Below are 14,289 nucleotides of genomic sequence, written 5' to 3' on the forward strand. Positions count from 1 at the left end.
GCGATGGCCTGAGCCAAACGGGTCGGCTCATCGAGGGAAGCCAGCTGGGCCTTCCAGAAGGCTTCTGCCACGGCGGCATCCTGGCCTTGCAGCCAGGCTATGTAGTCACGGTAATGAGTGGCCTGCGCTTGTGGCACCACCCCGGCATAGCGTTGCAGCACTTCACCCAGCAAGCGCGAGGTGCTCCAGCCGTCCATGAGGATATGGTGGTTGGTGTAGATCAGCTGGTGGCTGTCATCGCCCGTGCGTACCAGTACCAGGCGCAGCAATGGCGCTGCGGCCAGGTCAAAGCCGCGCTGGCGCTCGCCTTCGGCCAACGCCTGCAAGGCCTGCTCCAGCGCCGGTTGGCCGCGCCAGTCGTGCTCGCTGAATGGCAGCTCGACCGTCTTGCGTACCACCTGCACCGCCTGGTCCAGCTCGCCCTGCATGAGGAAGCCGGTACGCAGGATGTCGTGGGCATCGAAAGTGGCCTGCCAGGCCTGCTTGAAGCGCTGCACATCCAGCCCGTGCACGTCCACGCGCAGCTGGTTGATGTAGTTGCCGGCCTGTTGGTCAAACAACGTGTGGAAGAGCATGCCTTGCTGCATCGGCGCCAACGGATAGACATCGGCGATCTCGGCGGCAGGCAGCGGCAGGCTGTCCAGTTGTGCCTGGGTCAGCCCGGCCAGCGGGAAGTCCGAAGGTGTAACACCATGATGCTCCGCCTTACAACAATGAGTAATCACAGCCTTGAGTTCCTGGGCGAGTTCATCGGCCAGGTATTGAACCGTCGACTCCTCGAACACTTCCCGGCTGAAGGTCCAGCTCAGCTTCAGCTCACCAGCATAAACCTGGCCATTGATGGCCAGGAGGCTGCTCAGAGGCGTGTTTTCATCCTGGCCTTCACCACATCGCTCGGTTGCCGGAACCAGGAATGCCGCCTCATCTGCAAAGCTGCCATCGAACTGCCCGAGGTAGTTGAAAACGATATCTCCTTGAGGCAACAGCTCCAGCGCACGCTGCTGTTCCTCCCCCCCAAGGTAACGGAGTACGCCATAACCTACGCCCTTGTCTGGCACAGCCCGGAGTTGTTCCTTGACAGCCTTGATCGAGGCAGCCATTTGCGTGATGGGCTTCAACTTCACCGGGTAAATGCTGGTGAACCACCCGACCGTTCGGGTTACATCGATGTCGTCGAACAGGTCTTCGCGCCCATGCCCTTCCAGCCGGATGACCACCTCAGGTTGCCCGATCCAGCGGGCAACAACCCGGGCCAATGCAGTCAGCAGCAGGTCGTTGATCTGCGTGCGGTAAGCCGCAGGGGCTTCCTGCAACAGCTGGCGGGTATATGTCGGGTCGAGCTGGGTCGCCACCGAAGTGGCATATTTGGCCAGGTTGCGGCCCGCGGCATGATCCACTGGTAATGGGGCACTTCCGATGCCTTGCAAGCTGGCTTGCCAGTAGGCCATTTCACGTTGCAGTTCAGCACTACCCGCATACGCATGCAGGCGCTGCGACCAAGCCTTGAAGGCGCTTGTCTTGGCTGGCAGTTTCACAGGCTGCCCGGCGTTGACTGCCTGGTAAGCCTGCTGCAAGTCTTCAAGCAGTACTCGCCAGGACACGCCATCCACCACCAGATGGTGGATGGCCAACAACAGCCGTTGGCTGGCATCGGGCAACGTCACCAGCAACACGCGCAACATCGGCCCATGCTCCAGGCTCAAACTTCGCTGCGCCTCGTTGGCGAGCGCATGGAGCTGTTCGACACTTTCAAGAGCGCGTTGCCAAATGACCGCCTGCGCCTGCTGGGGAGCAAAGTGTGCCGACCAGTCGCCCTCGGTACACTCAAAGCGCAAACGCAACGCATCGTGATGGTCGAGCAAGGCTTGCAGGGCAGTGGTGAGGGTGGACATATCCAGAGGCGCGCCCGGACGCAAAAGCACCGACTGGTTCCAGTGGTGCCGCGCAGGTATCTCTACCGCAAAGAATCGCCGTTGTACCGGCGTCAAGGGCATGCTTCCGGTTACCGGCCCCTGGTCTATAACCAGGCCCGTCGAACGCCGGGCTACCGCTGCCAGCGCCTGCACGGTTTGATGCTCGAACAACTCCTTGGGTGTGAATTGCACGCCCGCCAGGCGGGCACGGCTGACGACCTGAAGCGAGATGATCGAATCCCCGCCCAGCTCGAAGAAGTTGTCTGTCAGCCCCACCTTTTCGAGCTTCAAGACATCCGCCCAGATGGCAGCGAGCTGTTTCTCCAGCTGCGATTGCGGCGCCACGTAATCTGCCTGCAGAAGGCTGGCGTCGGGCTGCGGCAGCGCCTTGCGGTCCAACTTGCCATTTGGAGAAAGCGGCAGTTGCTGCAAAAACATCAGGTGCGTTGGAACCATGTAGTCAGGCAGGCTCGCTTTGAGGATGCTACGAAGCGCATCGCGCAGCTCTGCCAACTGCCCGTCATCGATCTCAGGCCCGGCCGAGGGGGCAGGCACTACATAGCCAACCAGTTGATGGCCCTGCGGGCCAGGTTGCGCCACCACCACGGCGTGGAGAACGCTTGCATGCTCCTGCAAGCATGCCTCGATTTCACCGAGTTCGATCCGGAAACCTCGGATCTTCACCTGATGGTCGATCCGGCCCACATACTCCACTGCACCGTCGACGCGATAGCGGGCCAAGTCACCCGTACGATAAAGCCGGTCACCGCTGTGCTGTGCGAACGGATCGGGAACAAAACGTTCGGCGCTGAGCAGCGCCTTGCGATGGTAGCCCCGCGCCAGCGCCTTGCCACCAATATAGAGCTCACCGCAGACACCAACAGGTACAGGCTGCAACCCTGCGTCAAGAATCAGAATGCGTGTATCAGGAAGCGCATTACCGATCTCGACATCGCCATTTCTTGCACTCAAAGCCTGGCTGTGAGTCGCGTTGATGGTTGCCTCCACCGGCCCATAGCGGTTGTAGATCTGCACATGCGGCAGGCACTCAAGGGCCTTGTTCAGCAAGTCACTGGACAACGCCTCCCCGCCTGAAAACAGGCGTTTGAGGCTGTGGCACTGGGCCAGCCCCTCGGCCTCCAGGAAGTTTCTGAGCATGGAAGGAATAAAGTGCAGGGTGGTCACGCCATGGGTACGAATCAGCTCGATCAACAACGCCGGATCACGTTGATCACCCTGACGGGACAACAGCAACCTGGCACCACAGGTCAGCGGCCACAACAGCTCCCACACCGATACATCAAAGCTGAACGAGGTCTTTTGCAGCACCACGTCGTCTTCCCCAAGCGCATAGGCCGCTTGCATCCATAACAAGCGGGAGCAAAGTGCCTGCTGATCAATACCAGCACCTTTCGGCCTACCCGTGGACCCTGATGTATAGATCATGTAGGCAAGGTTGCCGGGTTCGGTCACGTTTGGCAGATTGCCAGGGGCCTCAGCCATGCGAAGCGCGCCATGGTCGACCAACACGCATTCAACCTGATCGGGCACCGGCAGTTTCGCCTGGCAGGCGTGGTTGGTCAGCAGCAAATGCACGCCGCTGTCTTCAAGCATGTAGGTCAGGCGCTCACGCGGGTATTCCGGGTCCATAGGCACATAAGCGCCCCCGGCCTTCAGAATCGCCAGCAAGCCCACGACCAGGTCCAGGCCTCGCTCCATGGCGATGCCCACCAGCACATCAGGGCCAACGCCCAGCGCACGTAGCTCATGGGCCAACTGATTGGCCCGGTCGTTCAACCCCTGATAAGTGAGCGATTCATCGGCAAAGCGCACAGCTTGTGCCTGTGGAGTCCGTGCCACCTGCGCCTCGATCAAGGCACTGACGCTGAGCCCGTCCGTGGCGGTTGGCTGGCAACGGTTCCATTGCTCGACTACCAGGCGCTGCTGCTGTTCATCAAGCAGCGGCAACTCACTCACCGGCCTGTTCGCATCCTCGACCAACGCCTGAAGTACATTACGCAGATGCCCGGCAACACCTTGAATGGCAATTTCATTCCACAACGCACGATCATAGGTGTAGCGGATGGAAAGTACGTTGCCCAGCCCTACTGCCACGCTCAACGGGTAGTTGGTTTGCTCGACATTGTCTACCTCGCCAAAACGAAGGCCGCTGGGCGCCCCCTGTTGCAGGGCTTCGGAAACGGGATAGTTCTCGAACACCAGGATGTTGTCGAACAGCGCTTCCCCCCCAGCGCCGGCCCAGCGCTGGATCTCATAAAGCGGTGTGTGCTCCAGTTCGCGCATGGCCAGGTTGTTTGCTTGAACCTGGTTGATCCATTGCCCGACCGTCTGTTCGCTGCGCGGCGAGCCAACAACTGGCAACGTGTTGATGAACAGCCCGATCTGCTCTTCGACGCCTGGCAGGTCAGCCGGGCGCCCGGCCACCGTGGCACCGAAACAAACGGTGTCCTGGCCGGTATAGCGTTGTAGCAAGAGCATCCAGGCCGATTGCACCAAGGTGTTCACGGTGACTCGATTGGTGCGGGCGAACGCTTCGATTCGAGCGGTCTGCTCCCGGTCAAAAATGTCATGCAGCGCAGCGTGGCCTGATGGTCGACCGTCTACGGGCAAACGCACAGCCTGAGCCAAGCGTGTAGGTTGTTGCAGGTTGGCCAACTGGCCTTTCCAGAAGGTCTCGGCAGCATTGCCATCCTGGCGTTGCAACCAGCCGATGTAATCGCGGTAATGCGTGGTACTGCTAGCCCGCCAATTGCCGGTGTAACGCTGGAGCACTTCGCCCAGCAGGCGCGAAGTACTCCAGCCATCCATCAGAATATGATGGTGGGTATAGATGAAGTGGTACTGATCGGCGCCGGTACGCACCAGCACCAGCCGCAACAACGGTGCTGCATCCAAGGGGAAGCCTCGCTGCCGCTCTCCCTCGGCCAATGCCTGTAGCGCGTGCTCGCGCGCAGGCTGCCCGCGCCAGTCATGCTCTTCGAAAGGTAGCGCAACGCTACGGCACACCACCTGTACTGCCTGGTCAAGATCGCCTTCCCAGATAAAGCCAGTGCGCAGAATACCGTGCGCCTGCAAGGCGGCCTGCCAGGCTTGCTTGAACGGCTCGACCTGCAGGCCTTCCACATCTACGCGCAGCTGGTTGATGTAGTTACCAGCATTTTGCTCATAAAGCGTGTGGAACAACATGCCCTGCTGCATCGGCGACAGGGGGTAGATATCAGCCACCTGGGCGGCATCGATCGGCAAGCTGTCCAGCTGCGCCTGGTTGAGTGCAGCCAGCGGGAAATCGGACGGCGTCATGCCATGATGCCTTGCATCACAGCAGTAGCTGATCAGTTGCTTGAGTTCCTCGACATATTCTTGCGCCAGACGCTGTATGGTCGACTCGTCAAACAGTTCGCGGCTGAACGTCCAGCCCATTTTCAGTTCGCCAGCGTAAACTTGACCATTGAGTGCCAACAGGCTACCCAAGGCGGCGTCTTCGCTTTGATTCGCCCCACCATACTCCCTGGCAGGTCGGAACAAGGTATTTTCATCTGCGAAACTGCCATCGAATTGACCCAGGTAGTTGAAGACGATTTCGCCCTTTGGCAACTGCGCAAGGATGTCCTGGCTTTCATCGCTTCCCATGTAACGCAGCAGACCATAGCCAATGCCCTTGTCAGGCACCGCGCGCAACTGCTCCTTGATGGTCTTGATCGTGCTGTCGAGTTGCGGCTGCACGTCCAGTTTCACCGGGTAGATACTAGTAAACCACCCCACGGTCCGCGTCAGGTCAATCTGATCGAAAACATCTTCCCTGCCATGGCCCTCAAGCCGCACCAGCACCTGAGAACGCCCGGTCCAGCGAGAAATGACACGGGCGAGGGCCGTCAGCAGCAAATCATTGATCTGGGTGCGGTAGGCAGCCGGGGCCTCATGCAAGAGTTTGTGAGTCCACTGCGCATCCAGGTGGGAGCTGGCATAAGCAGCATCCCGTTGGAGATTGCCGCCCTGCGGATTGTCAACAGGCAAGGCATCGTCTGCATCACACAGGTGATCCTGCCAATAGGCCAATTCTTGCGCCAGATCATCACTCTTGCCGTAGCGTTGCACCTGCTCGGCCCACGCTTTGAAGGAGCTGGTCTTGGCCGGCAAGGCTACCGGCTGGCCTGCTGCAAGAAACTGGTATGCCCCTTGCAGATCCTCCAGCAACACGCGCCATGACACACCATCCACCACCAGATGATGGGCAACCAGCAACAGTCGCTGGGCGCCGTCGGCAAGCGTTACGAGCACTGCCCTCAACAACGGGCCGCAAAGGGTAAAGCTGGCCTGAGCTTCATCAGCCAGGCGCGAAAGCGCCTCAATATCGTCGACTGAACGATCCCACAGAACATCATGGGCATCCACGTCCAAGAAGGTGCCTTGCCATTGCCCTGCTACCTGATCGAAACCCAGGCGCAGGGCATCATGGTGCTGTAACACGCAGCCCAACGCTGCACTCAGCCGCTGGGCATCAATCTGTTCACTGGGTGCCAACAGTACAGACTGATTGAAGTGATGTGGTCGGGTAATCGCCTGATCGAAGAACCAGTGCTGCACCGGCGTCAGGGGCATGGAGCCCGTGACAACGCCCTGATCGATAGCCAGGTTGTCAGCAAGCCGGGCAACCGATGCCAAGCCCTGCACTGTCTGGTACTGGAACAGCTGCTTGGGCGTGAACTGGACGCCAGCCTGCCGCGCCCGGCTGACCACCTGCAAGGAAATGATCGAATCGCCGCCCAGCTCGAAGAAGTTATCGGTAATACCCACTTTTTCAAGCTTCAGCACGCTGGCCCATACCGCTGCAATTTCACGTTCCAGCTCCGAACGGGGCGCTACATGGCTGGCCTGGAAATGGCTGACATCGGGCTGCGGTAGCGCCTTGCGATCCAGTTTGCCGTTAGGGGTCAATGGCAGTTTGGCAAGGAACAGCAACTGTGCCGGTACCATGTACTCCGGCAGGTTTTGCTTGAGCCGGGAACGCAATGCATCACGCAGCGACGATTGTTGCGCGGGCGTGCCCGTCAGCGCTTCATCAACCGGCACGACATAACCCACTAGTTGCTTGCCAGACGGGCCATCCTGCGCCAGCAGGACCGCTTCGCGTACAGTCTCATGGGCCTGTAGCCGCGCCTCGATCTCACCCAGCTCGATACGGAAACCGCGGATTTTCACCTGATGATCGATACGGCCGACATATTCAATCAAGCCACCCGCCTGATAACGGGCCAGGTCGCCGGTACGGTACATGCGGCCGCCACCCTGCTCGTCGAACGGGTCTGGAATGAAACGTTCGGCAGTCAGCCCCGGACGCCCCAGATAGCCACGCGCCAAGCCTGCCCCGGCCATGTAAAGTTCACCGTTCACGCCCACCGGCACTGGCGCAACAGCATCACTCAGCAGATAGACCGAACTGTTGGCGATGGGTCGGCCAATATTGGCTTTGCCATGGGCTGCACGAAGCGTGAAGGTTGAATACGTAGTGTCTTCCGAAGGGCCGTAAAGGTCATACACCTGCTGAACATGCCCGGTGGCGTACAGGTCGTCGACCAACGACTGCTTCAAGGCTTCCCCGGCCAGGTTGATAGTGCGCACGGTAGCCGGCAAGCCTCCGGTCTCGTGCAGCATCTTGATCGCTGACGGCACGGTATTGATCAGTTGCACACGCTCTTTGGCTGCCAGATGAGGCAACTCCAGGGCGTTGGCCGCCAGAACCACATAGCCGCCAGCCGACAACGTGACAAACAGCTCCCATACCGACAGGTCGAAGCAGATCGACGTGGAAGCAAGCACACCGCACAGATCCTGCTGGCTGTAAACACCATGTGCCCAGCCGATCAGCGCAGTAACGTTGCGGTGCTCGATCAGCACGCCCTTGGGCTTACCCGTGGAACCTGAGGTGTAGATGCTGTACGCCAGGTTGCCCGGCTGTGTGATGCAAACCGGGTCAGTGGTGGGGTAGGACGCCAAGGACAACTGGTCAAGCAACAACGTCCTGGCATGAAACTCCTCGGGCATGCGCGCAAGCAGGTGCGATTGGGACAACAGCAATATCGACTGGCTGTCCTCGAGCATGTACTCAATGCGGTCCTGTGGATATTCCGGGTCAAGCGGCACGTAGGCGCCGCCGGCCTTGAGAATGGCCAACAGGCCAACGACCATGTCCGGGGTACGCTCCATGGCGATACCTACCAGCACATCCGGACCTACGCCTTGCTGCCGGAGCCTGTGCGCCAGCTGGTTGGCACGCTCGTTAAGCTGTGCATAGCTCAGCTCCTGCTCAGCGAAAAGCAATGCCGGTGCGTCAGGCGTTGCCTTTGCCTGGGTCTCGAACAACTGGTGCATGCATTGATCGGCGTGATAATCCGCCTGCGTGCTGTTCCAGTCACGAAGGACGCGTTGCAGTTCCTGGCCGTCAAGCATCGACAGGCCCGCCACAGGCTGGTTCGGTTGCGTCACGATACTGGCAAGGAGGTTCACCCAGTGTGCGGCCATGCGTTCGATGGTAGGTGCATCGAACAGGTCGGTTGCGTAGGTCAATGCTGCGCTGATGCCAGACTCATGATCAAAGGTGTCCAGTGCCAGATCAAACTTGGCGATATGGCTGCCCCAGGCCAGTTCCTCCATCACCAGCCCGGGAAGGGTGCGAGCGGTGTCTTGGCGGGTTTGCGACTGGTGGTTGTACATCACCTGGAACAACGGGCTCAGGCTTAGGCTCCGCTCAGGCTGCAACGCCTCGACCAGTTGCTCGAACGGCAGGTCCTGATGCGCTTGGGCACCGAGGGCACGCTGCCTGACCTGCTCCAGCAGTTCGGCAAAGGTGATGTTCAACCCAAACTCGGCACGCAATACTTGGGTATTGACGAAGAAGCCTGCCAAACGCTCCGTCTCCACACGGTTGCGGTTGGCGATGGGTACACCCACGCGTATATCCGACTGCCCCGAATAGCGATGCAGCAACGTCTGGAAGCTGGCCAGCAGCAACATGAAGGGTGTAACACCTTGCTGCTGCGCCAACCGTTTGAGCGAGGAGGTAAGCTCGGCAGGCAGTGGGATTTCCAGCCGCGCGCCTTGCTGGCTATGGAGGGCCGGACGAGGACGGTCTGTCGGCAGCTCCAGCACAGGCTGTTCGTCGCCCAGTTGAGCTTGCCAGTACTCCAGTTGCCGGTCCTTTTCACCGGCCTCCATCCACGCTCGTTGCCAGATGGCGTAGTCGGCGTACTGAATGGGCAGCGGGGGCAGCTGGATGTCATGCCCTTGGCTGGCCCCCTCGTAAAGCCGAAGCAGGTCTTCGACCATCACCGGCATCGACCAGCCGTCTGCAACGATATGGTGCAACGTGAGCACCAGTACGTGCTCTTGGGGAGCGAGTTTCAACAGCTTGGCACGCAACAGCGGCCCATGCTGCAGATCGAAGGGTTGCCGGGCCTCAGCTTCCAGGCAAGCTTGCAAGATGCCCGGCTCCTGAGACGCCACAGATTCCACGGCAAGTTCGAACTTCAAGCTTGCATGAACAACCTGTACCGCCTGCTCATCTTCCAGGCTGAACGTGGTACGCAGGATTTCATGGCGGCCGATCAGGACCTCGAAGCTGCGCTGCAAAGCGGCGATGTCCAGCTCGCCGCTGAACCTCAGGGCCGCTGGGATGTTGTAGGCCGAACTTTGCGGCTCCAATTGCCAGAGAAACCATTGCCGCTGCTGAGCATAGGAAAGCGGCAACCATTCTGCGTTCTGACGTGTCTGCGGAATTGGGAGCTGAGCCAGGCTCATGCCTTTTGATGCAAGTTTCTCCAGAAACAGCTTGCGCTGCGCCGAAGGCAGCCCGATAAAGCGCTGTACCAGTTCCATGTTTCGGTTATCTGTTTGCATCTCAAACTGCCTCAAGCTCGCTCATGAAGTCCTGGAGGTCATCCAGGTCAGCATCGGTATTGGTATTCAGGCCACTGATCATGGCTGCGTAGGTCTGCAGATCTGCGGCCTGGAACAACAGGCCGAGCGGCAGATTGACGCCCAGCTCCATCTGCAGGCGCGCCATCACCTGGGTGGCCAGCAACGAGTGCCCACCCAGTTCAAAGAAGTTGTCGTTCAGGCCAACCCTTTCCAGCTTCAGCACATCGGCCCAGATCGCCGCGATCTGCTGCTCGAGCGCGCTCTGTGGGGCCACGTATTCGCCCTGCAGCAGGCCGGCATCCGGCTGTGGCAGCGCCTTGCGGTCCAGCTTGCCGTTGCCGGTCAGCGGCAGCTCGGCCAGGAACAGCACGTAGGCCGGCACCATGTAGTCCGGCAGGCTGGCCTTGAGCCCTTCACGCAGCGTTTCGCGCAAGGCCACTTGCGCTTCAGGGTTGCCGACCACCGCACTGTCGGCGGGCACCACGTAGGCCACCAGTTGCTTGCCGCTCGGGCCATCCTGAGCCAGCACCACGCACTGCCGCACGTCGTCTTGCTCATGCAAGCGCGCCTCGATCTCGCCCAGCTCGATACGGAAGCCACGAATCTTCACCTGGTGGTCGATACGCCCCAGGTACTCGATCACACCATCACCCGCGTAACGGGCCAGGTCTCCCGAGCGATAAAGCCGCCCGCCCTGCCCGTCGAACGGGTTCGGCACGAAACGCTCGGCGGTCAGCGCCGGGCGGCCATGGTAGCCGCGAGCCAGGCCGTCCTGGCCAATCATCAGCTCACCGTGGCTGCCCGGTACGATCGGGTTCAGCGCGCCGTCCAGCAGGTACCAGCTGAGGTCGGGAATCACCTCGCCAATCGGGCTGCTGCCGACCTTCTTCAGGTCATCCAGGCCAATCGGTCGATAGGTCACATGCACCGTGGTCTCGGTGATGCCATACATGTTGATCAACCGTGGCAGGCCATCGCCGAACACCTCGAACCACGGCTTGAGGCTGCTCACATCCAGCGCCTCACCCCCAAACACCACATAGCGCAGGGCCAGTTTCCGGCCAGCCTGCGCGGCTTCGCAGGCAACCGGGATCAGTTGCTGGAACGCCGAAGGGGTCTGGTTCAATACCGTGACTTGCTCGTCTACCAGCAAGGCATGGAAGTCCTGCGAGGAGCGCGCCACATCCTTCGGCACGATGATCGCCTTGCCGCCATACAGCAGGGCGCCATACAACTCCCATACCGAGAAGTCGAAGGCGTAGGAATGGAACACCGTCCACACGTCGCTGGCATCGAAGCCGAACCAGCCTTGTGTGGCCGCGAACAGGCGCACCACGTTATGGTGCGCCAGCAACGCGCCCTTGGGCTTGCCGGTGGAGCCGGAGGTGTAGATCACGTAGGCCAGGTTCTGCGGCGACACCGACACATCCGGGTTGGCGTCGCTGTAGCCGGCCAGGGCCTGCTCGTCCAGCGCCAGGCACTGGATACCCGCTGGCGCAGGCAAGGCAGCGCGCAAATGGGTTTGGGTCAGCAACAGGGCAATGCCGCTGTCTTCGAACAGATAGGCCAGGCGATCCTGCGGGGATTCAGGGTCCAACGGCACGTAAGCACCGCCTGCCTTGAGGATGCCCAGCAGGCCGACCACCATCTCCAGGCTACGCTCCACGGCCAGCCCCACCAGCACGTCCGGGCCCACGCCCGACTCACGCAGGCGATGCGCCAGGCGGTTGGCCCGGCGGTTCAGTTCGCCGTAGCTGAGTGTCTGGCCGCCACAGCTCAGGGCGATGGCATCCGGAGAGCGCTGGACCTGCGCTTCGATCAGCTGGTGCAGTGTGCGCTCGCCGGGGAAGCTTGTATGGGTGCGATTCCAGTCATGAATGACCTGCATTCGCTCATGCTCAGCCATCATCGGCAAGTCGACCACTCGCTGCCCGGGATCACGCACGATTCCCTGCAACAGGTTCAACCAATGCCGGGCCATGCCCTCGATGGTTGTGGCATCGAACAGATCCGTCGCATAAGTCAATGCCGCGCCAATACCCTGCTCGTGCTCGAACGTATCAAGGGTCAGATCGAACTTGGCCGTATGACTGTCCCAGGCCAGCTCTTCCATCTCCAGCCCATGCAAGCTGTAGCGCTCGCCCTTTGCCTTGGCCTGGTGGTTGTACATCACCTGGAACAGCGGGCTGTGGCCCAGGTTGCGCTCGACTTGCAAGGCTTCGACCAGCTGCTCGAACGGCAGGTCCTGATGGGCCTGGGCATCCAGTGCGCACTGCTTTACCTGCTGCAACAACTGGCTGAAGGTCATCGTCAGATCGAATTCGGCGCGCAACACCTGGGTGTTGACGAAAAAGCCGATCAGGCGCTCGGTCTCGACCCGGTTGCGGTTGGCGACCGGCACGCCTACACGGATGTCGGGCTGCCCGCTGTAGCGGTGCAGCAGTGCCTGGAAGCTGGCCAGCAACAACATGAACGGTGTCACGCCCTGCTGCTGGGCCAGTTGTTTAAGCGCCGCAGCCAAGCCGTTATCCAGCGCAACCGTGACACGCGCCCCCTGATAGCTGCTTACGGCAGGGCGCGGGCGGTCAACAGGCAGTTCCAGCACAGGCTGCTCATCACCCAACTGCGCAGTCCAGTAAGCCAGTTGCTTCTCTTGTTCGCCGGCCTCCATCCAGTTGCGCTGCCAGGTGGCGTAATCGGCGTACTGCACCGGCAGTGCCGGCAGTTCCAGCGCCTGGCCCTGGCTGTGGCCGTGGTAGAGCTGCACCAGCTCGTTGACCATCACCGGCATCGACCAGCCGTCGGAGACAATGTGGTGCAGGGTCAACACCAGCACATGCTCGTCCGCCGCCAGACGCAGCAGGTGCACACGCAGCAGCGGGCCCTGCTGCAGGTCGAAAGGCAAGTGCGCTTCGGCCTCGACACGCTGACGCAGATGGTTGTCGTCAGCCTGCTCCACCACTTCAATAGCCAGTTCGAAAGGGATGCGAGGGTGGATTACCTGAACCGCCCGATCCCCCTCCAGCTGGAAAGTGGTACGCAGCGTTTCATGGCGTTCGATCAAGGTCTCGAAACTGCGCTGCAGGGCCTGGATGTCCAGATGGCCTTTGAAACGCAAGACGGACGAAAGGTTGTACGCGCTGCTGACCTCGCCCAGCTGCGACAGAATCCACAGGCGTTGCTGGGCATAGGAAAGCAACGCCGGTTCTTCAGGGGGCCTCGGGAGGATTGGCGTAACACCGTACAGGTTCACGCCTTGTTTCTTGAGCAAGGCTGCCAACGCCTTACGTTTTTGGGTGGACAACGATACGACTGTATCGAGCAGCTCTTGCACAGGGAATCTCCTAAGAAATCAGCTCATCAATTTCCTCCGTAGTTAGACGGTTGAGTGGTGGCATGGATTTAGCCGGAAATTCGTGGCAGGTATCGCGCGGCATCTGTACGCATGAGACTGGAGGCTGCTCCAGGCCTGCAGGAGTGTCCACTGTAGGAGCGGGCTTGTCCCGCGAAGGGGGCCACGCAGTGCATGGCACCGGCTTCGCCGGTGTTCGCGGGACAAGCCCGCTCCCACAGTGATGGCGCCAGCTTGCAGAGCTTATGCAAGACCATTGCTGCCACAAGGCAGAAGGCTCAGGAAATCAGTTCATCGAGTTCTTCCATGCTCAGGCTATCCAGCAGCGCCAGGGACCTGGCCAGCTGGTCCTGGGTGGTATCGACAATTGGCGCCTTGCCCTCGAGCCGGCGGCTGAAGTCGGCCAGCACCGGGAACTCGAAGAGTTCTTTCAGTTCGGCCGCTACACCCGCTTGCTCCTGGATGCGCACAATTACCGAGGTGGCTAACAAGGAGTGCCCACCCAGCTCAAAGAAGTTGTCGTTCAGCCCGACCTTTTCCAGCTTCAGCACATCCGCCCAGATCGCCGCAATCTGCTGTTCCAGCTCGCTTTGCGGTGCAACGTATTCACCCTGCAACTGGCTGGCGTCCGGCTGCGGCAGGGCCTTGCGGTCCAGCTTGCCGTTCGGTGTCACTGGCAGCGTGTCGAGCAGCAACAAGTGAGCCGGCACCATGTAGTCCGGCAAACCGGCCTTGAGCGCTTCGCGCAGGCTTTCGCGCAGTGCGCTTTCATCTTGCGTGTTGTCGGCAGGCACCACATAACCCACCAGCTGCTTGCCGCTCGGTCCGTCCTGCGCCAGCACCACCGCTTCCTGCACGCTTGGCAGTTCAAGCAGGCGCGCTTCGATCTCGCCCAGTTCAATACGCAGGCCGCGGATTTTCACCTGGTGGTCGATACGCCCGGCATAGTCGATCACGCCATCGCCGCGGTAGCGCGCCAGGTCGCCGGTGCGGTACAAGCGCCCGCCGTTATCACTGAACGGGTCCGGCACGAAGCGTTCGGCGGTCAGCGATGGGCGCTGGTGGTAGCCGCGAGCCAGGCCGACCCCG

Annotated in this window: 3 protein-coding genes; all 3 read right to left on the bottom strand. The window is 60.7% G+C overall.

What is annotated here, in order from left to right:
* Positions 1-9,827, bottom strand: a 9,827-nt coding sequence (locus SB756_RS27790) for an amino acid adenylation domain-containing protein (RefSeq protein WP_410912693.1), incomplete at its 3' end; no start/stop codon positions are given.
* Position 9,828: 1 nt separating this feature from the next.
* Entirely contained in the window at positions 9,829-13,182 is a 3,354-nt protein-coding gene (locus SB756_RS27795; RefSeq protein WP_410912695.1) for an amino acid adenylation domain-containing protein, read from the bottom strand.
* A gap of 296 nt (positions 13,183-13,478) precedes the next feature.
* A partial coding sequence (locus SB756_RS27800; protein WP_410912697.1) for a phosphopantetheine-binding protein occupies positions 13,479-14,289 on the bottom strand: 811 nt, incomplete at its 5' end.

The sequence above is a fragment of the Pseudomonas sp. SIMBA_068 genome (assembly GCF_046534705.1).
Classification (GTDB): domain Bacteria; phylum Pseudomonadota; class Gammaproteobacteria; order Pseudomonadales; family Pseudomonadaceae; genus Aquipseudomonas; species Aquipseudomonas putida.